Below are 24,004 nucleotides of genomic sequence, written 5' to 3' on the forward strand. Positions count from 1 at the left end.
ATGCGAGACGAATTGTTGAATGGTGAGACCTTTTACTCGTTGCGTGAAGCCCAAATAATCATCGAAAGGTGGAGGATACACTACAATACCAAACGCCCCCATAGTGCGCTGAACTTCCGCCCACCGGATCCTGAAGTAATCATTCCAGTAGACCAAAGGCCAGTCATGCACTAACTTTCAAACCGGACCACTCAAGTGGGGCTGATCACTCTAACGAACCGTCATTAAGCACTTCAGCGCTACTATCACCATTGTGCTCAACGACATCCTTATCACCGAGCGTGTTATCCTGCTCTGCGCGGATACGCGTATCAGTGCCATCAGTAAATGGATTGTAACCAGACATATCGTCTCCAAATATTCGGAGAACTGCCCTGCAAGAAGCCGATCATTTGCGTCAGCTGGTTGCCACAGGTTCTCCTGAGGATTGAAAAAATGTTTCATTCCATGATTTGAAGGCTGTCTTTTCGATTTAGCTTTTTGATCAAAGATCAGAACAAGCACATGGCTTATAAACTCGGATAACCCCGAATTTGGACGCAAGTTTCCAGATCGCACAAATGTAAAATCTGTACGCTAAACAACACGTCGGCTTCAGAAAACGAAGTAACCGATAAAATATGCGCTGGTTCTGGAATTCTGGCTAAATGACTAACTAAATGCTCTTGCTAAAACGAATAGACTCCATTCCTCCAAACAAAACTTCCAGTAAAGGAGAAATAATATTCTTCTTGGAAGCGGCGGAAGCTATACCACGGCCAAAAAAGCAGACAAACCAAGAGTAATACCTGGTAATAATCAACAATACATTCAATTGAACTAGATAATAATTACTATGACATTCCAGGATATTAATAGTTAGTTAACGTTAGTATTCGCAAATTAGTGTTTTAAATATTACTAAAAACAACTAAACACTTCTAACAGGGAAGTGTTTATTGGTCTCAATAATGACAATGTCATCTAAATCACATAGCAACCTGATCAAGAAATAGGTTTTCGGTGACCTATGTAATATGCAGTGAATTCTCAAGGTAACTAAAACACTGTTTGAGTGTAGAAGTTATAGGTTTATAGCCAAACTTTGCCGACTAATAAAAGAACGCGATACTCTAATTTAAAGACACAATCCGCCCAGTAACCCACATTCCTGATCGCATAAATTTCTTCACAGGTAATTCAGGAATATCTTCAGTCACTGTGGCTTATGCTCCTTTAAATCTCAGGAATCATCGAAACTAAGCCTCATTTACTTCACCAACACTCCCCAAACATTCAATCAAAGAGCCGCCAAGCAAAACCTGACCATCACGCTCTATAAATAACGCCTTAACTTTGCTACCCTTGCGTTAGAAACGTAATTATAGGCTGTAAAACGAGTATTCTCAGACAGGCGCGCTTTATGCACGATCAAACCTCTCAATCACCTGACTTTGACGAACTGGATAAGATTGCTCCCAACAAAGCAGGGCGGCGAAACCTCCTGTTCGCTTTGATTGGGAACATCAATTACAGCTGGTCCAACAATGAGAGCACGTTCATCTACATCCTGCAGCATCTCATGCAGACCGACGAACTCACCGCAACTCTTGTCTTCGGCACTCTCAACACAACCAGGGCAAGGCTGGAGCTAATAGAACGCTTAGCAGACGCAAAGCTAAAAGATGTTGCCCTCCAAAAGAAGCTGCGCCGCATTCTTTGCATCTTCAACGAAAGTACCCGGCTAAGAAATGAATTTAGTCACGCAACTTTCAAGCAGAACCAACAAGGCGAGATCACTCACACCCATTCCATGCGCATTCAACGCAAGAATGGACAGATCCAGCTCGGTGAAATCAAGGCAGTCGACGACTGCGCGCATCACCCAAATGGGAAATGCAATCGAGAAGCTTGTGAAACTCAACCGTGAGATCTGGGCGTTTCTACCCGAGCTGCAGCAAGCAATGACACATGCAACAGAAACCGAGGAAGGTCAAAGATCATCCCACCTCCAACCTTCCTAATCTAATCTTTATGAAGAACTGCGCTTCCCGGCTGTAAGGCCAACCAGTCGAAAATATGCCCAATAAGGGACAAACCGAAGGAGTTTCAGAGCCGTAACAAGCGGGAAAGGAAACGCAATCTCAAAACTCTTACGGTCAAGGCCTTTTTTGATCCGCTTGGCAGCCCCTTCTGCGCTCGCGATAAAGGGCATAGGCAATTTGCTATTTTCAGTCATCGCGGTCTTCACAAACCCGGGATTGATGATTGAAAGAGAGAGGTTCGCCCGATCAAAACTCGGTTTCAACGCCTCACAAAGATTGATGAGCGCAGCTTTTGTAGGACCATAACTTGCAGCATAAGGCAGCCCTCCATACCCACTAAGCGAGGAAATAATGGCAACGTGCCCGGAGCCGCGTTCTTTCAGCAGTGGGAACAAGTTATGTATGGTCCGCACTGCACCGAAATAGTTCGTGTCCATCGCATTGACGCACACGTCGTCAGTTAGCGTCGAAAGTCCACCAATGTGGAAGACGCCAGCGCAATAAAGCGTCAAATCAGGCAGACTGGCATTTTCACCAAAGTCGTGGGCGGCTTGAACTATCTGTTCATTTTCCGTCACATCAAGCGGTAAGCTCGTCACCCCAGCATAGGTTTCTTTCAGCGCCTCAAGTCGCTCAACGCGACGGCCACTCACAACAACCTGCCAGCCATCATCCGCATAAAGCTTGCAGAGCTCCTCACCAATCCCTGAAGTTGCCCCAATAATCCAGACAGTCTTTTTTCGAGATGTCATTCGCACTCCCCCCAAAGCAACATTAGAATTCCCGTGGGAGGAGCAAAGCATAGGTCTAGCTATTGCTGCAACAACTTCTGCGTGCTCACAGCGAACCAACTCTCGCTTTTGTTTATACTCGCCTCACAACTGGCAAGGCTGTCAGCCTCAGAAACAAGCAACTGACCTTCTTCAATCCTGTTGAGATAAACGAAAAGCTCCGGCTTATCGCCTTCATCATCAGCACCCGGATGTTCAAACTCAGAGATCTGAGCCGAGCTTTGATGGCAACCAGCATAATGGATCTTGAAGCGCGGCTCCGCCAAAATTTCCTTCAACGCAACAATGCCTTGCTGACATTCCTCAACACTATCTTTTTCAACGTAGGAAGCACCCACCTCACCATTCGGCCCCGCTGAACTCAGCAAAAACATGAGAAGCACAGTTTTCATGTGATGATATCCTTTAAAAACAGCCCCACCGCTATTACGGCAGGGCTTTAAAAACTAGAAGATGACACTCGCAGATAGTTTAAACGCCCGGCCCGGTGCAGTGAGTTCTTCGACTGACGGTTTATAGTCTTGGTCAAAGATGTTCTCGACAGCTGCATGCACTTTTAACCTGCGCTTTTCATCGAAATCGTAGGAAAAGCCACCTGCCAGGTTAAGCGTGGCAAAACCGTCCGCTTCATCGATACCACTGCTATCCTTCTGCCGATGCTCGCTGGAGAAGCGACTGTAAAGATCCGCATAGGCTTCAACTCCGTTATCAAAGGCCCAGGACTTCATCACGCCTAGACGGCCAGATACCAACGGCGTGTCGGTATCAAAGGTGTTGATTGCTCCAGAGCTAAATTGACGCCGCATCAAAGTGATATTGCCATATGGTGTGACCGCCAACTCAGCAAACTGATAGGAAGCAGCAAGTTCGAGCCCCCAAGTCTTAGCCGCATCAATATTCACGTAAATATCTAAGTTTGCAGTGCACTTTGAACCATGAACTGCTGCATCACAATCAACCGATGTGATGTAGTCCTTCGCATCGGTATAAAACGCGCTCGCATCAACAATCAAATTCCCGCTGTCGAAACGCGCACCAATCTCTGCGGTCATTGACGTCTCTGGATCAAGGTCAGCGTTACCATAGATTTTTCCAGCAGGAGAGAATACTGAGCCCAACGTGCTTTGGAGGAGTGTCGGATATACATATCCCTGAGACACATGCGCTCTTAGCGCAAAATTCTCAAAGCCCGTATAGTTTAGACCCAAAGCACCCACAAATGCCTGATCGCTCTCATCCCGATCACCTGCAGTGCCTTTATTCTCACTCGCAACGAAGTAATAACGGCCACCAGCAGTTAGCGTAAGATCATCCTTCAGATCCCACTCATTCTGAAGGAACGCAGACAAAGTCGTAAGTTTGGCCTCATCTCGCTCTATGATATTGACTGGAATGACAGGTCCGGGAACGCTGATAGTGGTCGTGCCAGTGCTGAAACTATCCTTATCCAACTGATCCTGGACAGCCTGAAAGCCGATTGAGGTCAACATGTTGTCAAACAAGGTCAGATCAGCTTGCCCATTCAGGCCGAATGTAAGCAGTTCGCTCTCAGTCTCATTCTCGCGCTTCATAACTGGCGCTCCAAGACGGGGAGGAGCCAGCTCATAGTCTACCAGAGCCACACGGTCTATCTGCTGGGCGTATCCATCCAAATAGATTTTAGCAATGCTCTCGTTTACATCGGTAAAGTCATAGAATAGACCAATTTTGGAACGGTCGCGCTTTGGCAAGTCCATATCAAACTGACGCATCACAAACCCGATATCAGCAGGATCAGTGTAAACCTCACTTTCCTGCTCAAATCGTTCAGCCTTGATACTAAATTTATGTTGGTCGCCAGTGTAACCAACATAGGCCGTTACACTCTGGTTCTCAAAAGCACTACCTTCCAGCGTGCCATCTGCTGTTTCGCGATCACCATGTTTGGATTTGCTAGCAGAAAACCGATAGTCCCACTGATCAATAGTCCCAGCAGCTGAGCTGAAACCCGTAATACCATCAGTAGAGGAATCGAAGGCCGTTCCGAGCTCAACCTGCACAGCACGATCGGCACCCTTCTTAGTGATAATATTTACAACGCCACCAATAGCTTTCGAGCCATGCAGGACCGAGCCCGGGCCCTTCACCACTTCTATGCGCTCGATATCAGACGGAGAAATCAGAAATACAGCACCATAAGAAGTATGATCAGAGATCTCTTGCCCATCTACGAGCACAACATTTCGCGAAGATTCTTCACCACGAATGCTGATCCGCTTCATACCTGCAACGTTGCTATCGATAATCTTGATGCCAGGAACATCACGCAGAACTTCAGTTACGCTATCCGCAACAGACCGCTCAATCTGCTCGCTCTCCACCACAGCAACGGAGCGGGTTACCTCATCCAGGCTTTGCTCACTACGCGAAGCTGTGACGACAATTGGCCCGAGCTCTTGTGGCTCTGTTTGCTCCTGAGAATATGCACCTGACTGCAGTGCAAGATAGCAGATTCCGGTCATCAAGCCGGAGACAAAACCCTTAGGCATCCCTACAACCTTTAATATGAGTTAATTACTCATATTATTGAGTTGAGATATCTATCAATGCAAAAATAGCCATCCAAGCAAAATACATGAGTATAATACTCATATTTGTGTCATTTTAAACACATCTCTGGTTGCTTCTCCTTGCCTCCATTGATGTGGATCAAACAACCACACAGACGAGAGCTTCTGGCAGATGACAATTAGCAGCTTCTTCAACTGCTGATTCGACTCATTTGCTTTGGTCGGCGTAAAGAAAAACCCACCTTCGAGAACCCTCAAAGATGGGTTACTACTCTAGCGTCCCATGCAATTAGCCTAAGCGATGCCTAATCATAAACAGCAGAGACTTTCTCTTTGTAAGCTTCCAGCGCGTTAGCTGGCAGGCTGTGGGCGATGCCCTGGTGGCAATCAATACAGGTCTTGCCTTCCTTGAATGCATCAGAGTGAGCGGCAGAGGCACGACCTTCCTGAAGAACGAAGTCCATGGAGTTAAATTCATGACAGTTGCGGCACTCGCGGCTGTCAGTTTTCTTCATTGCAGTCCAAACATTAGTCGCCAGTTGAAGACGTTTCTCCTCAAACTTCTCCGGACTATCAATGGAGCCCAGAGCCTTATGATATAGCTCTCTGGAAGCTTGTACTTTGCGAACCACCTTATGCACCCACTCTTTTGGCACATGGCAATCCGGGCAAGTTGCCCGCACGCCAGATGCATTCGCATAGTGGGCCGTCTCGGTATACTCTGCATAAACATTTGCTTCCATCTCATGGCAGCCGATGCAGAACTCCTCGGTATTCGTCATTTCCATGGACCAGTTGAAACTACCCCAGAAAGCCACACCGACAACAACGCCAATCAGCAACAGAGCGCCTGCAGAAATTGTCGTTGCAGGATGTCTCAAAAACCGCCAGATCCGTTTGAACAAGCCAGGTCCCTGATCTTTACTGGGAATTGCGCCTTGATTGCTCATATTAAATTCCTCCAGTCAGAAGTGCCATCTAGCGTTCGCTTGACGGAGTAAATTCATTCTCCACCAGCGGATCAGCATCGACTTGAGGAACATGGCATTGCGTACAGAACCAGCGTGTACCTGCAACCCGGTCCAGCTGACGTCCTTCACGGTCTGCATAATGTGTCATGGACAAGGTTGGTGCTTTTTTCTCCCCTGCATTGGCCCAGTCATGGCACGTCAGACACTGGTTGACTTTCAGGTCAACCTGATAAGCCTCAGTCTTGTGTGGCACCAATGGTGGTTGCTGACGGAACTCACGGTTCACCCGAGTGTTTTGCGGGCGAGCAATCGGCTCGACGAAGACAGGTTCATCAACCTGTACACCCCGCAATGACTTTACCCCCTCTGCATGTGCGCTCAAGGCAGCAAAGCCGGTAAGGTGCAAAACCGCCATAATGGTGATAGCCTTCCAAGGCACTCCCGTTTTCATTTGTGACCTCCCATAGCTTTGGTCGTGACCGGATCGCGGGGGCCCGGTTCGATTGAAGTAGGTTGAATAAGTTGAGTATCGAAACGATGGGTGAAACTGAAAACATCCAGATCGCATACGTCGATACAGCGACCACAAGACGTACAGTCTCGATTTACAATCAGCGGGGTATCATCCCCTTTGCCTCGCAAAGCCGGAGAGATTACGTGGATCTCAGGGCAAACCTCGAAGCAGTCCATACAGTCATCACAAGCATCCCGGTTTTTCGCAGAAACCCGCAGCAAGCTCTTGGTGTTGAGCAGCCCATAGACAGCCCCCATAGGACAAAGATGCCCACACCAGCCATGCCGGGAGACAAAGGTGTCGAATAAAAACACCATCAACACCGCAGCCCAGGCAAACCCCATGCCGAACACCAATCCGCGATGCAGCAAGGTCACGGGATTGACCAGCTCATAAGCAAGAGAGCCAGATCCGGCAGCAACCAGCAGCGTCATGGCCAGCACCCAATATCGGGTGTGCTTTTTCGGCTGCCATCCTTTTTTCAGATCAAGCTTGCGATGCAGCCAGTTGGCGCTATCAGTCACCACGTTCATGGGACAAACCCATGAGCAATACAGCCGGCCGCCAAACACGGCGTAAAAGCCAACCACAATGGCAACACCAATCAAACCTGTCAGTTCAGGCCAATGTCCTGTCACCATCGTCTGCAGCAGCAGGAACGGATCTGTCAGCGGAAGGATATCCAGCGTCATACTGGAGGTCAGTGTTCCTTTTACAATCCAGAGGCCAGCCCACGGCCCTGCAAGGAAGAGAGCCAGAATGAGCAATTGCGAGCTCCGTCTGAGCAACAGAAACCTGTTGCGTAGCACCCAGCTTCTCTTCTTCTCTTTTGGTACATGAGCGTCTAATGCAGGAGTGGTCATGGCCGCCCCTTCCCTGGCTGGAATACGGGCTCAAACCCATCAGCATCCGGCACACGGTCAGGTAGATCAATCACACCGGGTACCAAGGCATTTCCTGCCTTGGCTTTTTCCTCCCAACCAAGCCGGTAGTGCTCAGCACTCTCAGCTCTGGCAATGCGGCGAGGAAGAACCTTGATTGCAGCTTCCGGCAGAACACACGATTGCTCGCATTTACCGCAGCCCGTGCAGACATCTGCATAGACAGTTGGCGAAAAGACTGCGTGACTGCCCGTCCGTGTGTTTGGTGTCATTTCAAGCGTGATCGCTTCGTCAATAAGCGGGCAAACCCGATAACAAACCTCACACCGCAAACCGAGGAAGTTGAGGCAGTTCTCCTGATCGATCAGAACAGCCACACCCATATCAGCATCATCGATATCAGTGAGAGAATGATCCAGTGCTCCTGTCGGACAGGCAGCAACACAAGGAATATCCTCGCACATTTCACAAGGCACATCGCGAGCTGTAAAGTATGGCGTTCCTGTTGCCGGGCCAGTTTCACCAAGCTCGGCGAGTTTCAACGTGTCATATGGGCAATCGCGAACGCACAGTCCGCATCGCACACAGGCACTCAAAAACTCTTCTTCAGAAAGTGCTCCTGGCGGTCTGATGGCGTCGGCAGGAAAAGCCTTAGCCTGCGCCTGATAGACCGTCAGAAACGTCGCAGCAACAGCACAGCCACACGCTGTGCGGGCCGCGTCGCCAAGAAACTGGCGACGCTTTGCACTGCTGAGGCCTGTCTTTTTGAGATCAGACATGGTTCTTATCCATTGCTGCTCAGAGGGTTGCTCTAAGCGCTTTCCACCTTACAAGCGCACTTTTTGTAGTCGGTTTCTTTCGAAATCGGACAAGTGGCATCGAGCGTAAGCTTGTTGGTCAACTGGTTTGCATCGAAGAAAGGCATGTAAACCAAGCCTTTTGGAACCTTGTTCCGGCCTCGGGTTTCAAGCCGCGTCAGCACTTCACCACGACGAGTGGAGATAGTGACTTCCTGCCCTCTACGAAGACCGCGTTCCCGTGCATCTTGCGGATGCATGAACAGAACAGCAGACGGGAATGCCCGGTGAAGCTCTGGGACGCGCTGCGTCATGGAACCTGTATGCCAATGTTCCAGCACACGCCCGGTGCAGAGCCAGAGGTCATACTCATTGTCTGGCATTTCTGCTGGCGGTTCATAAGGCGCGAAGATGATGTTCGCCTTGCCATCAGGCTTACCGTAGAATTTAACGCCCTCACCTGTTTTAACGTAAGGATCGTATCCTTCGCGGAAGCGATAGAGTGTTTCCTTGCCATCAACCACTGGCCAGCGAAGGCCGCGCGCTTTGTGGTAGACGTCAAAGTCAGCCAAGTCGTGCGCATGGCCACGCCCAAATCCGGCGTACTCTTCAAACAACCCTTTTTGAACGTAGAAGCCGAAGTCTTCGGACTCATGGTTGTTGAAGCCTTCTTTGACCTCAGAGACCGGGAACTTATCGACAACACCGTTTGCATAAAGCACTTCAAAGAGTGTCTTGCCGCGCAACTCAGGCATTTTGGCAAGCTGTTCTTCAGGCCAGACTTCCTCTGTCTTGAAGTACTTGGAGAACTCCATAACCTGCCAGACATCTGACATGGCTTCACCCGGAGCTTTCACCTGCTGACGCCAGAACTGGGTACGGCGCTCTGCGTTACCATAGGCCCCTTCTTTTTCCACCCACATGGCTGTTGGCAGAATAAGGTCCGCAGCCATTGCCGTGACCGTTGGATATGGATCAGAAACGACAATGAAGTTCTCAGGATTACGATACCCCGGCCAGCCTTCCTCATTCATATTAGGAGCTGCTTGCAGGTTGTTCGTACACTGAACCCAATAGGCATTCAGCTTGCCATCTTTAAGCATCCGATGATGCAGAACTGCATGGTAGCCAGGCTTGGCAGGGATTGTTCCTTCAGGAATTTTCCAGGCAGTCTCACAGATTTCACGATGCTTCGGATTTTTAACCACCATGTCTGCAGGCAGACGGTGTGCAAACGTTCCGACCTCACGGGCAGTACCACACGCAGATGGCTGACCTGTCAGCGAAAATGGACCATTGCCAGGCTCAGAGATCTTACCGGTCAGGAGATGAATGTTGTAGCAGAGGCTGTTCACCCAGCTGCCGCGTGAGTGCTGGTTAAAGCCCATTGTCCAGAGAGACATCACCTTCCGGTTAGGATCAGCAAAGATCTTCGCCAGCTTCAGAAGCTTATCAGCAGGAACTCCAGACATTTCCTCTGCATACTCAAGTGTATACTTGGAAACGAGCTGCTTATACTCCTCAAAGTCAATCTTGGAGATCTTACCGGAGCCTGCATTTTCAGCTGCCTGCTCGCGCGGATCATTCGGGCGCAAACCATAACCAATATCTGTCGCGGTTTTTGTGATGTTGACGTGCTTATTGACGAAGTCCCAGTTCACCGCATCATTTTCGATGATGTAGTTCGCGATGAAGTTGAGGATCACCAGATCGCTCTGTGGCGTAAACACCATGCCGTTGTCAGCAAGTTCAAAACAACGATGCTCAAAAGTAGAGAGCACATGAACTTCGCAGCCCGGTTTGGTCAGACGCGTATCTGTGATACGAGACCAAAGGATTGGGTGCATCTCAGCCATATTCGAGCCCCAAAGCACGAATGCATCGGCAAGCTCCATGTCATCATAGCAACCCATTGGCTCATCAATACCGAAGGTCCGAATAAAACCAGCTACAGCCGACGCCATGCAATGACGAGCATTAGGGTCAATATTATTGGAGCGCAGACCGGCCTTCATAAACTTGGAAGCAGCGTAACCTTCCCAGATGGTCCACTGACCAGAGCCAAACATACCAACTGCAGTTGGGCCTTTTTCCTTCAATGCGTCCTTAAACTTTTCGGACATGATAGTGAAAGCTTCATCCCAGGAGACAGGCTCAAACTCACCATGTTTGTCATAGACACCAGCGGTCTTGCGGAGCAGCGGCGTTGTCAGGCGATCCTTGCCGTACATGATCTTGGAAAGGAAGTAGCCTTTGATACAGTTCAATCCGCGGTTCACTGGAGCATCAGGATCACCTTGGGTGGCGACAACACGGTCGTCTTTAACACCCACAAGGAGAGAGCAGCCTGTTCCGCAAAAGCGGCAAACAGCCTTGTCCCAGCGTATATCGGAGGCTTTTCCCTGAGCCTCAGCGGACTTTGGTAAAGCGATGCCAGCCGCAGAAGCAGTTGCTGCAACCGCTGCTGACTTTATAATATCTCTGCGAGATGCCGTGATTGACATGTTTTGCCTCCCGTTAGGCCGCCTTCAAGTCAGGGTCAGTGTTTGGTTCGAATTGATGATAGGTAAGTGCAGCGGATACGACGCCCGGCGTCCGGTGAATTTCTAGCACCTGCTGATCAGCGAAGGACTCTTCCGTATCCTCTGCAGTCACAACGAGCTGACTTGTATCCTCTTTGGTGATATGAACTTCCACGCCCGGCAGGGCGGACAATGCTTCAGAAACCTCTTGGGTTTTTCCCGCTAAGCAACTAACGAGAACGCCGCAAATGTTCATAGAACCTCCTCTTGGAGTTTAATTTCGCGCATTTCGATGGATCCATTGGGACAGGCAACAAGGCAGGCACCGCACCCGGTACAGGCTTCACTGTCCAAATCAGGAATTTGCTGGCCACCCAGGCCAAGATGAAATCGGATTGCCCTCAACTCACAAAAGTCAGCGCAAGCCCGGCACGCGATCTTTTGATAAGAAAGGCAGTTGGAGCCGATCGTTGCTTTCATTGCCCAAGGTGCAGCTCCGGTCTTGACCAGTGCTCCCTCTTTGCAAACGTCGACGCACGCTTCACAGAAGGTGCAGGGTCCCACTCCAAAATCGACAACAGCCAACCTACTCCGCTCAGAAATTCGAAGGATCTTTTCAGGACACGCCGAAACACAGTCACCGCAACCGGTGCATACATCGGAAAATTCAACTTTACCAATACTGTAAAGCGGACACGGCTTATCCTCCGCATACTTGGACATACCAAGAAAATACCGCCTTCCCATCTGCGTTTGCATGATAGAATCAACTTCTCAACTGAACTGAGAAAAATATATCAACGAGATTACTTTTATATTTTGATTGCAATCAAATTGAATGCTTCAGAAATACTGGTACGAATAACTCAATATTTAAATTTAACTTGAGTTTATATCTCACGTTTCCGTGATAATTTAGCTTTTGTCCATATTTCAAATTACTTTAAACTAAACTAATTTAGTGATTTCTGAAGTAAAGTCAGTGCGTTCATCAGAGCACCTCAAAATTCAGACCTGAAACCAACTATTTTAAAGCTGAAATTTTGTACTGCTTATGTGGAAGCTGATGCACTTTGTAAAACTATTACGCGCACTCAAAAACACAAAGATTACAGTGGATTTCCATGTACTTTTTCTTGGTCGCACGCTGATGTTTTTTGCAAGTGATTTGCACTCTCAACTCCGGTCAAAATCGTGGGTGATTTGCTCAGAAATCTATCGATAATTCAAAACCTGCTACGACGGCGTTAGAAATATTTCGCCGTCCATCGGGATTGATAACGTATTGCAAATCTGCAGTCCAATAAGCCCACGGCGCTAGTTGGAATCTATGATTTACTTCCACAACCATTTCATATGATTGGCCCGCAAGATCTTCACTAAACAGTCCCCAAATCACACCCAAAGCAGTAACGTCCTCATCCCGGTCAGGAAATAATCCTCGGTAATAAAGCCCTGCGTTCCCCCCCCAGGGAAACGTATTTACGCGCTGTTCAGGTGCAAACGTAACAACTCCCCAAACCATCAGTCCTTGGTCACCGCTTTCTCGATAAACCATTTGATCCGCGATTGCGTAAAGTCCCCAATTTCCAGCCTTTTTCAAAGCTGGATCAGCTAGAAATGTGTAATCACTGCTATCGTAGTACCCACCAAGATGATAACGACCGGGCAACCCCCAGCCTATCTTATCTTTACCAACAAATAGTCCGCCTTGGCCGATATAAAGAATCCCATCTTCAGGATTGAATCTGAAGTTAAAACCACGATCTGCATTAATTAACGCATCCGCCGATGCATTGTAGAGGCCTCCCGATACATAAAGGAAAGGCGACATTAAGTACCTGCCGTAGAGTCCCCATTGGTTGAAGGGATCAGTCGTAAAGGAATGAATATTCGCACCAATCTGCGACGGTGTCCCATTTGCTCCATTGTTTACGTAGTAGTGAAAGGCTTCGGTGCCAGCAAAGGACTTTCCGACAGTTAATCGACCGACTTCGATGTCCACGGCCTCATCCCAAAGAGTTTGTGAGAATTTCAACTGCGAAAGGCCAAAGATTTTACCTATAAACGCTTGGTTAACATCAAACTTATTTCCAATTGTTTCTGCCGAGAGATCCTGGCCTAGTCCTTGCGAAAATCCAAATCCAAATTTAGCTCCTTTCCAGCCTGCGATCCTTTCCAGATTTAATTCAATGCTGCTGATGAAAGCGCCTGAGTATGCTCTTCCCTGAGAAAGTCCTCCAACAGGATTAGCCAGGAAATCACTTACTAAATTCGAAAAGAATTCAACTCCTTCCTGCTTTAGATTTGTCCTGACCCCTCCCCAGTCACCTGTTGCTTTGTCCCATTTTTCCCAACCTAAGGGCCAATGCCCCGTCTCCGCTTTTGCTATTCTCAAAAAGTTTGTAGGAAAGCAATGACACGCCAGCAGCATCCAACAACAGCTTACAACACACACAAATACTTTCTGGGCAGAAGCGAGTTTCAACCGTTGCCTCTCCTGTTAGGAAACACCAAATCAGATGGAACGCAGCACAACTCCAGTGGAACAACGCTATGCTGGCACATTAATTTTTGCTTCTGAATTGATAAAACTGTCAGTCAGAACAATCAGATGAACACTGCGCACAAAAAAAGCGCAATCTATATAGATCGCGCTCGACTTCCGATGCTCGCAAAGCAGTTAATCAGTCTAACAGACCGTCTGCTTTATCCATGAGGTAACGGATATGTTTTGCAAAGGGATACGCAAACGGATAGCCTAAAACAACGCCACCAGCCATCGCCAGGTAAGGTGACATCACCGGCCATCCAACCCATGAAAAAATCAGCGACAAGAAGAAAAGGTTGATACCGACCGCTCCAATACCCAGCGGGTAAAGATAGAGTGCCAGCCTTGTTACACTGATGCGATTGCTGAGGTCTTCTTCACTCATCTGCCTTTTACAACCCGGTGCACGACATAAAGTGAAACAACCAGCATAACAGTAGCGAGACCAAACCACAGCTCAGCAGTCGCACTTTGCGGCTGAGGCACAGGACGTTGGTATCCGGAAACTGCAGCCATTGCGGACAAAGGCAGCAGACCTGCCATAAAGCCCATAACCATATAGAAAAGCTTCATAATCTAATACTCCCTTGTCAGGCTTCTATAGATATCCGGTAGCGCACGTGTCAGACGTTCCGGATTTGGAAAGAGCGTATAACCACCTTTGCCAAAGATACGGGCAAACCAATCCTGCCCATCCTCATCAACAATCACACCATGAACAGCCATGCCCAGTTTACGGGCTTCACGAACAGCCATATGACTGTCTTCAATTCCGTGAATGCCTTCATAGTGATCAAGATCGTTCGGCTTTCCATCTGTTAGTACAATCAAAAGCTTCCGCTGTGTTTGCTGCAAGGCAAGCTGCGCAGTGGTATGCCGGATCGCCGCTCCCAAACGGGTGTAGTAACACGGCTTAAGCCCACCAATCTTTGCAATCACCTCATCCGTCATAGGCTCGTTGAAGTCTTTGGCTTTGTTCATGAAAACCCGGTCGCGTTTCAATGAAGAAAAACCCCAGACGCCAAGATGATCACCACTTGCATCAACACCGCCAGACAAAGCAGCAAGCGCGGCCCCCGCAATCTCGATAACACTGGAATCGCCAACCGCACTCTCAGTAGAACGGGATGTATCAAGTAACATTGCAACGGATAGATCGCGCTCAACCGCACGTGAATCCTGGAAGATCCGATCGGATGCGTAACCTGAAGCCTTTAGATCAACCTGAGCCGTCACCAAAGCATCCAGATCCAGCTCACTGCCTTCAGCCTGACGCATCTGCATGATCCGCTTTGGACGCAACGCTTCAAACTGACGCTTCACTTGTCGAATACGGCGCTTATGGTAAGGATCTGTCAGCAGCACGCTCTCATAATCAGGCTCGGCATCCTTCTCCAGAACGCGGCAATGATCTTCTAAAAACTTACGTTGGCGGTGATCCCACTCAGGATATGTGAACTTGTCGGAAAGGCGTTCGTGGTCTGCATCTTCTGGAGACAAATCCAGATGCAGTCGCAACCGTGTCGCTGCTTTCCGCTGATTTTTCGAAAGGCTGATATAATCCTGATCAGCAGCAGCTTTCTGCGCATTTTCCTCTTCGTCGTCATCGGTACTGCGATTGAGGTTCATGCTTTCTACCCAGGAGAGGATCGCCTCAAACCGGTGTAGAATAAAACTGTCTTTACGATCCGCCTGCTCCCGCTTTTCGCGTTTAGCTTTGCGTTTCGTTGTTGCACTTGATCCTTGCGGCGTAGGCGGCGCCTGCTCATCTGAGCGCTCTTCACCACGTTCACCATTCACCAACTCGCTGGAAACCCAGATCGGTACAGGCGCAAAGGTGCAATATCCGCGCGGAGCTGTCAGTTTCCAGCGCTCATCAACACATTCCATCGCCTTGCGAATTGTTGCACTTGTGCTGGTGACAGCCCGCGGGCCACCAAGCAATTCCAGAACAATAGCTTCAACTGCAGCTTCCCACTCAGGAAGACTTGGACGCTTACGGGTTTGCAGAAGAAACTCGCAGGACTGACGGAAGAAATCATGGAGACCAACGCACTTGCCCCAAACACGTTCAATCGCCTGTTTGGCCAAAGCCAATGCCTGAACATCCGCCTGCAACGGATCCTCTGGTTTTGCCTGCACATCGCAGTTCGCTGCAAATGCAGCAAGCCAGATGTAATGGGCCCGGTTCATTTCGGCCTCTGGAAAAACGCCAAGAACCGGAGGAAGTCTCAAACGTTCGCCGTCAAACTCTGGCAGAAAGATTGTTTCTGCAGCGTTGCCGAGCTTGCGTTTTACGGGCATGCGGTAGGTTGAAGCCGTCGCCGGAGCTTGACTGATCTCGACTTTAGCTTCACCACCTAACCCGCGAAACACCACTTGCACGGAGGTGCGAAGCTTAGCCAGCTCGACCTCCATATCCTCATGGTGCACTGGAGCACCCAGGCTTGAAGCATAATCATGCCACAGATTACCTACGGCTTCTTCAGGCTCTAAAAACTCCAGTATTTGCTCTTTCATCAGGCTCACCCGTAAACAACTGCGATCAAATCACGAAGCGCAACCTGAACATCAGGCTCATCACTCAGTGGCTCAACAACAGAGTATTGCAGTGCTTTCTCGACTGGCATACCACCAGCAATCAGGGATGCAGCATAAATCAGCAAGCGAGTGGAAACACCCTCTTCCAGATCCAGGCTGGAAAGACCGCGGATATGGCCGGCAAGACGAACCAAAGATTTGGAACGCTCAACATCCAGTCCGCTTTCTTTAGCAACGACCTGTATCTCGGTTTCCGCATCAGGAAAATCGAAGGTCGTGGAGAGGAAGCGCTGCCGTGTGGAAGGCTTCATCTGCTTCAGAACGTTCTGATAGCCAGGGTTGTAACTGGCAACGAGCATGAAGTTCGGAGGAGCTTGCAGCTCTTCGCCAGTTCTCTCAATGATGAGACGACGACGGTTATCGGTCAGCGGGTGCAAAACAACCGCGACGTCTTTCCGTGCTTCGATCACTTCATCAAGATAGCAGATCGCACCTTCGCGAACAGCGCGGGTCAGCGGGCCATCAACCCACTCAGTCACGCCGCCTTTAAGCAGGTAACGACCAATAAGGTCTGCTGCGGAAAGATCATCGTGGCAAGCCACGGTGTAGATCGGACGACCCAGCTTTGCGGCCATGTGTTCCACAAAGCGGGTTTTGCCGCAGCCCGTCGGCCCCTTCAAAAGAAGGGGCAGACCTTTGTTAAAAGCCGTTTCAAATAATGCACATTCATCGGCGATAGGCTGATAATAGGGCACATCAAAAACGTGGTTCTGTACAGTCATTAACGACCACCTTCCAGAACTGCTTGGGCTTCAGGAGTACTACCGGTCGTTGGTTTGGAACCAGAGTTCGCTGTGAACAATTCCTTGCGCGGTACGAGCAGGGAGTAGATGAACAGCAGAGCACCAATCACAACAGCCGCACCAGCACCGAAGCGCATGATGTAGAACACTGTCAGCTGGTCCTGTACGGACATGAAGTCTTCACCAACAACACGCTGCATGTGTGTCTGGATGGTTCCAGCAAATGTCAGCACGAAGGTCATGAAGGACATACCACCAGTCATGAGCCAGAAGCTGCCCATATTGAGAACTTGGTTGTATGGATTACGACCCTTAAGCAATGGCATTGCGTAAGTGAAGATCGCAAGGTTCAGAGCAACGTATGCGCCGAAGAAGGCAAGGTGACCGTGCGCTGCAGTGATCTGTGTACCGTGTGAGTAGAAGTTCACACCGTGCAGAGTATGCAGGAAGCCCCATACGCCAGCGCCGAAGAACGCGACAGTTGCAGAACCGAGAGACCACAGCAGTGCTGCTTTGTTTGGATGGTTCTTACGACCTTTCCAGACCATGACGAAGGAGAAGGTCATCATCAGGAAGAATGGTATGACTTCTAAAGTAGAGAAGACGGAACCAATCCACTGCCAGTAGCCAGGCAAGCCGATCCAGTAATAGTGGTGTCCTGTACCAAGAATACCGGAGAACAGAGCAGTCGCTACGATGATGTAGAGCCACTTCTCGATCACTTCGCGGTCAACACCGGTGAGTTTCAGCATCAGGAAGCCAAGGATGGAAGCCATCACAAGTTCCCAGGTACCTTCTACCCAAAGGTGAACAACGTACCACCAGTACATTTTATCAAGGCTCAGGTTGTCTGGGTTGTAGAATGCAAACAGCCACAGCAGGGAAAGAGCCCAAAGGCCAATCACCAGAATGTTTGTGATCGCAGTCTTACGACCTTTCAACACAGTCATTGAGATGTTGAAGAGGAAGATCAACGCAGCAACAAGAATGCCGACTTTAACCCAGAGCGGCTGCTCGAGGAATTCACGGCCTTCATGGATGCCCATGATGTAACTGACAACAGCACCCAGTGTACCAACCACAAGAATGATCAGCTGAATGTAAGCGAGCTTAACGGAGTGGATCTCACGTTCGCTCTCTTCCGGGATGATGAAGTAAGCCGCACCAAAGAAGCCGAGCAGAAGCCAGACGATCAGTGCGTTGGTGTGCAACATGCGAACGATGTTGAACGGCAGCAACTCCGAAAGGAAGTTAGGTGCAACATAAATCCAGCCAGCGAGCAAACCGCCCAGAACCTGGATTGCGAATAGGCCAAGCGCAGCTACGAAGTAGGCATACGCGACTTTTTGAGAACTGTATTTCATAATACCACCCCTTAACCAGCGTCGTTCGGTGGCCAGTCTTGCGTGTTGGTCTTATCAGCCCAACGCAAGAATTCAGAGAGGCCGCGGACTTCTTCTTTGGTCAGATCGAAGAAAGGCATCTGGCGACGACCTTCGATGCGGCTCGGCTGAGCTTCCATCCAGGAGCCAAGGGTCTCAGCTGCATCATCCGGATCATCCAGCACGCCCCAACGTGTCATCACATTGCCGACTTCAGGAGCAAAGTAGGCGCCTTCCCCGTGCAACGTATGGCAGTTGATGCAAGCATGCTTTTCCCAAACGTGCTTTCCGAGGACAACCTCGTCAGTGAGATCAGCTTTTGAAGTCGATTCATTGACGACGTAAAGGTGGCTGTCGATTGAGAGCACGGCAAATATGCCTATGAAGAATAAGGATCCCCCATAAAAAATATTTCGTGCCCGCGATTTTGTAAGGAATTCTGACATCTACGGAATCCTATCGTGGTTACGGTCCCGAAGATGATAAAATTGACGCCACTGGGGAAGTTTGTGCTAGAACAACCTATTCGGTAATTACCGGATATAGGAGAAAAACACATTTAAAAACAAGAGGATATTAAATCGAGAATACTGGTATTTATGCCTAGTAACACTCAGGCAATCGCTCAACGGTACTCAAGAGTCAGCCATTGGGTCCAAATCAGCCAGAGTCTTCAGCTTATTCATCTCCGTCACGATGACCTTTTTGCGCCCGCTATTCACAATTCCCTGTTTTTCCCAAGCGCTTAGCAAACGGCTCACAGTGTACAAAGTTGTACCTGTCATCTCAGAGATATTCTGGCGTGTGAGAGGAAAATCAATTTCCATTCCCTCATCGGTGATGCGGCTGCTTTGGATTGCAAGCCTCAGCAAAGCACGTGCAACACGCTGCTCAACCTGCTGTGTTGCCAGTTCCAGAATGTGGTTGTTCGCTTCAGAGATACGCTCTCCGACGGTTTTGTAGGTTTCCGTCGCAAATCCATCGTACTTTTCGACAAACGTCTTCCAGAGACTTGTTGGCCAGAACAGCACAAGGCAGTCATCAATCGCCACAGCACTGGCTGGGTAAGTCGTCCTGCCAATTGCGGAGGCAATGCCCATAAGCTCGCCACTGACGATGTGACGCGCAATCACCTGATCTCCGGAAGCCGTGGTGCGAATAACGCGCACATGACCGTCCAACAGCAGGAAAAACCGCTCCGCTGGCTCATGCTCTTCGAAAATAGCCTGACCCGCGCTGAAACGCTTTGGCGTCGCTGCGTCCAAAATCTCTCTGATATCAACGCGTTCCAGCTTTCGGAACGGAGGAATATGGGAAATAAGATTTTCGTCAAGACTTCTCAAAGAAGACACCGTAGATCAATTAGAAAACACCCAAGCCAATCTGCGAGTGTTTTAGCGTATGTACTCGTAGGATTAAGCCGGTTGTTTATAGCAGAAAACATTAAGAAATTCACAGTGAACTCATTGGTGTAGGCCATTTTCTGCACATGAGTTCCAACTATCATATGTGCGCTACGTTTTTTCCGCTGTGAGCCCTTGGTTTGGATGGTTTTTCAACGTGTAATTCTCTCAAGAGCAAGAACAATGGCAAGCCTAACGACACACCAACGGTAAACACAGCAAGAATCGGAAGCCAAAGACGATTCATTCCAAGTCGTTGCCCTTCGGCAATGATAAAGCCTATCAAAACCACCGCTGAGACCACCACATCAAGCCAGGCAAAAGCCGATATCTCGCCAGCAAATGCCTCAGCAAGAAGTTGCGGCAGATTCAACCCGTTCTCAAGTAACCATGGCATAAACGCCCCGTACGGCAGCAGAAATCCCAAAATACAAAGAAGGCCATAAAAATACTTCATCTCTGGCTCCGCAGCCCACAATCATCAAATCAACAAAGCAATCCTATTGAAGTTCCCCCGCCAGAACAACAAAAGCCCCACCACAAGGGCGGGGCTCTCAGTAACCATCAGATGCTTCACAGATCAGCTGTCGCCGAAGAACTCCGCATCATACCCCATAGAGGCTTTGAGCAGTTCCTGCGTGTAAGCTGTCTCCGGTGTAGAGCTTCGCATCGCTTCCACATCCATCACCTCAACAACCTCACCATGCTGCATCACGGCAATCTCATCACACATATGCGCAACCACTGCCAGATCGTGCGTCACCATCACATAGGTAAGGTTATGTTCCTTCCGCAGATCAGCAAACAAGTTCAGAATTTCAGCCTGCACAGATACATCCAACGCTGAAGTTGGCTCATCCAACAAAAGAATCTCCGGCTCCAACATCAACGCGCGTGCAACAGCCACACGCTGACGTTGACCACCGGAAAGCTGATGCGGATACCGAAAGCGGAAATCTGCCCCAAGCCCTACGTCATCCAGAGCCCGAAGCACACGACCATCAATATCATCAAACCCATGTAATTTAAGAGGTTCTGACAAAACTCGGTCAACGGTATGGCGTGGATGCAAGGACGCATAAGGGTCCTGAAAAACCATCTGAATCTTGCGGGCAAAAACCTTGTCACGCTTATGCGAAACAGGGGCGCCGTCAATATCGATCTCACCATCCCAGCTCTCAACCAGTCCACACACAGCGCGCAGTACAGTTGACTTACCTGAGCCAGATTCACCGACAATGCCAAAACTGCCGCCTTGCTGAACCTTGACGCTCACGTTTTTGACAGCCTGAAAGCGATCCGGTCCCTCACCGAAATAGACGTTGAGGTCTTTGATCTCGAGGCGGGCGTCTTTTGTTGCTTCCGCAACCCATGGCTTACGTTCCATCACAGCACTATCAGACCCGGGCATCAACACTGACCTCCTGTTTCCAGCTGTCCTGACGTTGCAGTGCTTCAAGGCGCCCCTTGGGCTCCTCAATGCGAGGCAGCGCATTCAGCAACCCACGTGTGTAAGGATGCGTCGCATTGTGCAGCTCGCTGGCCTTACAGGTCTCTACAATACGTCCTGCGTACATAATGATAATTCGGTCACAGAAGGACGAGACAAGATTCAGATCGTGACTGATGAAGATCAACCCCATTCCGCGCTCCTGCACCAACTTGTCCATGATCGCCAGCACCTTCATCTGCACAGTCACATCCAGAGCAGAGGTCGGCTCATCAGCAATCAGCAGCTTTGGATCAGTGATCAGCATCATCGCGATCATCACACGCTGCCCCATACCGCCTGAAAGCTCATGCGGATAAGAATTGAACACACGCTCAGGGTTGCGGATCTGAACAGCCTCCAACATCTCCAGAGCGCCCTGACGAGCCTCACGGCGAGAAGATTTGGTGTGCAGGCGCAGAGCCTCACAGATCTGTTTGCCAACCGTGTGAACAGGGTTCAGCGAAAACTTCGGATCCTGCATCACCATGGAGATCTGGTGACCACGGATTTTCCGCATCTGCCGTTCCGAATAGTCCAGCAGATTCTCACCATTGAACTTAATCGACTTGGCTTCCATCTGGCCAGGAGACCGGATCAGACGCAAAATACTCCGCCCGGTCATAGATTTGCCAGAGCCACTTTCGCCCACAATGCCAACGCGCTCACGCCCGACAGAGAACGAAATGCCACGAACCGCATCAACGGTACCGCTACGTGTTGGGAAACGAACCCAAAGGTCCTCAACGCTTAAAAGCGTATCACTCATGGTTCTCTCCCCTAGCTCTGGCTCTTTTTCGGATCAAGAATATCGCGCAGACCATCACCCAGCAGGTTGAAGCCCAAAGACACGATAAAGATCGCCATACCCGGCATGGCAGCAACCCACCAATGGTCCAGAATAAACTTGCGACCAGCAGAGATCATTGCGCCCCACTCAGGCTCTGGAGGCTGAGCACCAAGACCAAGGAAACCAAGGCCGGCAGCTGTCAGAATAATCCCCGCCATATCAAGCGTCACACGCACAATGATGGAAGACAGACACAGCGGCCATACATGCCCGATGATGATATGCATGACACCAGCCCCCTGCAAACGCACAGCGCTGATGTAATCCGCATTGCGAATGGTCAGAGTTTCAGCGCGAGCAATACGCGCATACGGAGGCCATGCCGTCAGACTGATCGCGATAATCGCACTCTCGATACCCGCCCCAAGCGCAGCAACGAAGGCAAGCGCCAGAATAAGCTTGGGAAACGCCAGGAAGATATCAACCAGACGCATAAGTGCCTGATCGACCCAGCCGCCCAGATACCCGGCAACAGTTCCAATCAGCAATCCGAACACTGGTGCTGTGAACGCTACAATGCCTACAATCAGAAGCGTAATGCGGGAACCATAAACGAGGCGGCTCCAGATATCGCGGCCAAGTTCATCAGTTCCAAGCAGGTGACCATCCACCCCCGGCGCGGTCAAACGTTTGGCAAGGTCTTGTGCATTTGGCTCTGTTGTTGCCAGCAGTGGCGCAAAAATCGCCATCAGAACCAAGCTCAGAATAATCAGGAACCCAAGAAACGCGAGCTTGTTTTCATAGAGTTTCATCCACCCCATATAAAACTGCACAGCGCGCGCATGTCCGCGGGATTTAGGTGCATCAGAGGAGAGCCATGCTTTCAAGCCAGCTCTGTCAGGCACGTTGGATTTTACAGGTGCTGTTGTCATCGTGCCCTCGGATCAACCACTTTGTACATGAAGTCAGAGAAGAGATTGAGGCCCACAAAGATAGCACCAACCACAACTGTTCCACCCAGCACCGCATTCATATCGGCAGAAAGCAGAGCATTGGTGATGTAGTTGCCCAGACCCGGCCATGAGAAGATAATCTCTGTCAGCACAGACCCTTCCAGCAGGTTCGCATAGGAAAGCGCGATCACCGTAATAAGCGGGATCATCACATTCGGTAGCGCATGCCGCCAGATCACAGCAGTCTCAGAAACCCCCTTCACGCGCGCGGTGGTGATGTACTCCTGAGAGAACTGTTCCAGCATGAACGAGCGGGTCATACGGGAAATGTAAGCAATAGAATAATAGCCAAGAATACTTGCAGGCAGAATGATGTGGCTCACCGCATTCCAGAAGATCTCGATCTCTCCTGCAATCAGGCTATCGATGAGGATCATGCCTGAAACAACAGGAACAATATCTTCGTAATAGATATCGATACGACCTGGGCCACTAACCCAGCCAAGAATACCGTAGAAAATCAAGAGGCCCATCAAGCCAAACCAGAAGATCGGCATGGAGTAGCCAAACAGGCCAACAAGGCGGATCAGCTGGTCCGGCCAACGGCCTTCATTCACTGCAGCCAAAACCCCCATCGGCACGCCAATGCCAACGCCAGCGATCGTCGCAAGAGTTGCAAGCTCCAATGTAGCCGGGAAAACGCGGGCAATGTCCTCAACAACGGGCCGCGCTGTCAGCGTCGACATCCCGAAGTCGCCCATCGCCACCTGTTTCAAGAACAGCATAAACTGCACGTAAAGCGGCTGATCAAGACCCATGGCCTTGTACGCAGCTTCGTAAATTTCCTGAGAGGCACGCTCACCAACAACCGCGAGGACCGGGTCGACTGGCATAACACGCGCAATAATGAAGGTGACGAAAAGAAGCCCCACCATAGTGATGGCAATGGAGAAAAGGCCAGCGATTAAACCTTTTAAAATCTTGTAGAGCGGCGAGGTAAACCCTCGCCGCGCCACAGTCGCTGTAGAGTCAGCGATGCTCAT

The 24,004-nt window shown here is 49.7% G+C and carries 26 protein-coding genes; 2 read left to right on the forward strand and 24 right to left on the reverse strand.

The genetic code is table 11. The features are described from left to right. Positions 1 to 174: integrase core domain-containing protein (locus tag PsAD37_RS24825; protein ID WP_153039754.1), on the forward strand; the 174-nt coding region annotated here is incomplete at its 5' end. A gap of 31 nt (positions 175 to 205) precedes the next feature. On the opposite strand, the gene PsAD37_RS28485 is transcribed toward PsAD37_RS24825, so the two are convergent. Further along, entirely contained in the window at positions 206 to 346 is a 141-nt protein-coding gene (locus PsAD37_RS28485; RefSeq protein WP_193778334.1) for a hypothetical protein, read from the reverse strand. A gap of 1,056 nt (positions 347 to 1,402) precedes the next feature. On the opposite strand from PsAD37_RS28485, the gene PsAD37_RS24830 reads away from it, so the two are divergent. Further along, on the forward strand, positions 1,403 to 1,909 hold the full coding sequence (locus PsAD37_RS24830; protein WP_208992079.1) for a hypothetical protein: 507 nt from the start codon (positions 1,403 to 1,405) through the stop codon (positions 1,907 to 1,909). Between the two features lie 102 nt (positions 1,910 to 2,011). Here PsAD37_RS24830 and PsAD37_RS24835 read toward each other — a convergent pair whose 3' ends face one another. From PsAD37_RS24835 to PsAD37_RS24945, 23 genes are all read right to left on the reverse strand, one after another. After that, complete coding sequence (locus PsAD37_RS24835) at positions 2,012 to 2,776, reverse strand: SDR family oxidoreductase (protein WP_063298378.1); 765 nt, start codon at positions 2,774 to 2,776, stop codon at positions 2,012 to 2,014. Positions 2,777 to 2,835: 59 nt separating this feature from the next. After that, positions 2,836 to 3,207 carry a hypothetical protein gene (locus PsAD37_RS24840; RefSeq protein ID WP_063298379.1) on the reverse strand — a complete coding sequence of 124 codons (372 nt, stop codon included), beginning with the start codon at positions 3,205 to 3,207 and terminating at the stop codon, positions 2,836 to 2,838. 54 nt (positions 3,208 to 3,261) lie between these two features. Then, positions 3,262 to 5,343: a TonB-dependent siderophore receptor gene (locus PsAD37_RS24845; RefSeq protein WP_063298380.1), complete on the reverse strand. Its 2,082-nt coding sequence runs from the start codon at positions 5,341 to 5,343 to the stop codon at positions 3,262 to 3,264. Between the two features lie 326 nt (positions 5,344 to 5,669). Further along, positions 5,670 to 6,314: a NapC/NirT family cytochrome c gene (locus tag PsAD37_RS24850; RefSeq protein ID WP_063298381.1), complete on the reverse strand. Its 645-nt coding sequence runs from the start codon at positions 6,312 to 6,314 to the stop codon at positions 5,670 to 5,672. Positions 6,315 to 6,342: 28 nt separating this feature from the next. Then, positions 6,343 to 6,786, reverse strand: a complete 444-nt coding sequence (locus PsAD37_RS24855) for a nitrate reductase cytochrome c-type subunit (RefSeq protein ID WP_208980620.1) — start codon at positions 6,784 to 6,786, stop codon at positions 6,343 to 6,345. After that, entirely contained in the window at positions 6,783 to 7,712 is a 930-nt protein-coding gene (napH, locus tag PsAD37_RS24860; protein ID WP_063298382.1) for a quinol dehydrogenase ferredoxin subunit NapH, read from the reverse strand. Before napH ends, PsAD37_RS24855 begins: the two co-directional genes overlap by 4 nt. After that, entirely contained in the window at positions 7,709 to 8,509 is an 801-nt protein-coding gene (napG, locus tag PsAD37_RS24865; RefSeq protein ID WP_063298383.1) for a ferredoxin-type protein NapG, read from the reverse strand. The genes napH and napG overlap by 4 nt, the downstream gene beginning before the upstream one ends. A gap of 32 nt (positions 8,510 to 8,541) precedes the next feature. Next, positions 8,542 to 11,031, reverse strand: coding sequence for a nitrate reductase catalytic subunit NapA (napA, locus tag PsAD37_RS24870; RefSeq protein WP_063298384.1), 2,490 nt, complete (start codon positions 11,029 to 11,031; stop codon positions 8,542 to 8,544). Between the two features lie 13 nt (positions 11,032 to 11,044). Continuing rightward, entirely contained in the window at positions 11,045 to 11,305 is a 261-nt protein-coding gene (locus PsAD37_RS24875) for a chaperone NapD (RefSeq protein ID WP_063298385.1), read from the reverse strand. After that, positions 11,302 to 11,808, reverse strand: coding sequence for a ferredoxin-type protein NapF (gene napF, locus PsAD37_RS29655; RefSeq protein WP_063298386.1), 507 nt, complete (start codon positions 11,806 to 11,808; stop codon positions 11,302 to 11,304). Before napF ends, PsAD37_RS24875 begins: the two co-directional genes overlap by 4 nt. 448 nt (positions 11,809 to 12,256) lie before the next feature. Then, a complete protein-coding gene (locus PsAD37_RS24885; protein ID WP_208992080.1) occupies positions 12,257 to 13,537 on the reverse strand; it encodes a carbohydrate porin in 1,281 nt (426 codons plus the stop codon). Positions 13,538 to 13,736: 199 nt separating this feature from the next. Then, the gene (locus PsAD37_RS24890; protein WP_063298387.1) at positions 13,737 to 13,985 is read right to left on the reverse strand and encodes a hypothetical protein; all 249 of its coding nucleotides are present in this window, start codon (positions 13,983 to 13,985) and stop codon (positions 13,737 to 13,739) included. After that, entirely contained in the window at positions 13,982 to 14,173 is a 192-nt protein-coding gene (locus tag PsAD37_RS24895) for a hypothetical protein (RefSeq protein WP_063294049.1), read from the reverse strand. The genes PsAD37_RS24890 and PsAD37_RS24895 overlap by 4 nt, the downstream gene beginning before the upstream one ends. 3 nt (positions 14,174 to 14,176) lie before the next feature. Continuing rightward, positions 14,177 to 16,120: a nitric oxide reductase activation protein NorD gene (locus PsAD37_RS24900; protein ID WP_193778335.1), complete on the reverse strand. Its 1,944-nt coding sequence runs from the start codon at positions 16,118 to 16,120 to the stop codon at positions 14,177 to 14,179. Positions 16,121 to 16,125: 5 nt separating this feature from the next. Beyond that, the gene (locus PsAD37_RS24905; protein WP_063294051.1) at positions 16,126 to 16,923 is read right to left on the reverse strand and encodes a CbbQ/NirQ/NorQ/GpvN family protein; all 798 of its coding nucleotides are present in this window, start codon (positions 16,921 to 16,923) and stop codon (positions 16,126 to 16,128) included. Continuing rightward, the gene (locus PsAD37_RS24910) at positions 16,923 to 18,308 is read right to left on the reverse strand and encodes a cbb3-type cytochrome c oxidase subunit I (protein WP_057461264.1); all 1,386 of its coding nucleotides are present in this window, start codon (positions 18,306 to 18,308) and stop codon (positions 16,923 to 16,925) included. Before PsAD37_RS24910 ends, PsAD37_RS24905 begins: the two co-directional genes overlap by 1 nt. An 11-nt stretch (positions 18,309 to 18,319) precedes the next feature. Further along, positions 18,320 to 18,772 carry a cytochrome c gene (locus tag PsAD37_RS24915; protein WP_057461263.1) on the reverse strand — a complete coding sequence of 151 codons (453 nt, stop codon included), beginning with the start codon at positions 18,770 to 18,772 and terminating at the stop codon, positions 18,320 to 18,322. 189 nt (positions 18,773 to 18,961) lie between these two features. Then, on the reverse strand, positions 18,962 to 19,678 hold the full coding sequence (locus PsAD37_RS24920; protein ID WP_057461262.1) for a Crp/Fnr family transcriptional regulator: 717 nt from the start codon (positions 19,676 to 19,678) through the stop codon (positions 18,962 to 18,964). Positions 19,679 to 19,829: 151 nt separating this feature from the next. Next, positions 19,830 to 20,186 carry a DUF2834 domain-containing protein gene (locus PsAD37_RS24925; protein ID WP_063298389.1) on the reverse strand — a complete coding sequence of 119 codons (357 nt, stop codon included), beginning with the start codon at positions 20,184 to 20,186 and terminating at the stop codon, positions 19,830 to 19,832. A gap of 123 nt (positions 20,187 to 20,309) precedes the next feature. After that, a complete protein-coding gene (locus PsAD37_RS24930) occupies positions 20,310 to 21,140 on the reverse strand; it encodes an ABC transporter ATP-binding protein (protein WP_063298390.1) in 831 nt (276 codons plus the stop codon). Beyond that, positions 21,127 to 21,987, reverse strand: a complete 861-nt coding sequence (locus PsAD37_RS24935) for an ABC transporter ATP-binding protein (protein ID WP_063290107.1) — start codon at positions 21,985 to 21,987, stop codon at positions 21,127 to 21,129. Before PsAD37_RS24935 ends, PsAD37_RS24930 begins: the two co-directional genes overlap by 14 nt. A gap of 11 nt (positions 21,988 to 21,998) precedes the next feature. Further along, positions 21,999 to 22,940 carry an ABC transporter permease gene (locus tag PsAD37_RS24940; protein WP_063298391.1) on the reverse strand — a complete coding sequence of 314 codons (942 nt, stop codon included), beginning with the start codon at positions 22,938 to 22,940 and terminating at the stop codon, positions 21,999 to 22,001. Next, positions 22,937 to 24,004 (reverse strand): ABC transporter permease, encoded by a 1,068-nt coding sequence (locus PsAD37_RS24945; RefSeq protein ID WP_063290108.1) that lies wholly within the window; start codon positions 24,002 to 24,004, stop codon positions 22,937 to 22,939. The genes PsAD37_RS24940 and PsAD37_RS24945 overlap by 4 nt, the downstream gene beginning before the upstream one ends.

This window comes from Pseudovibrio sp. Ad37 (assembly GCF_001623075.1).
In the GTDB taxonomy this organism is placed as follows: Bacteria; Pseudomonadota; Alphaproteobacteria; order Rhizobiales; family Stappiaceae; genus Pseudovibrio.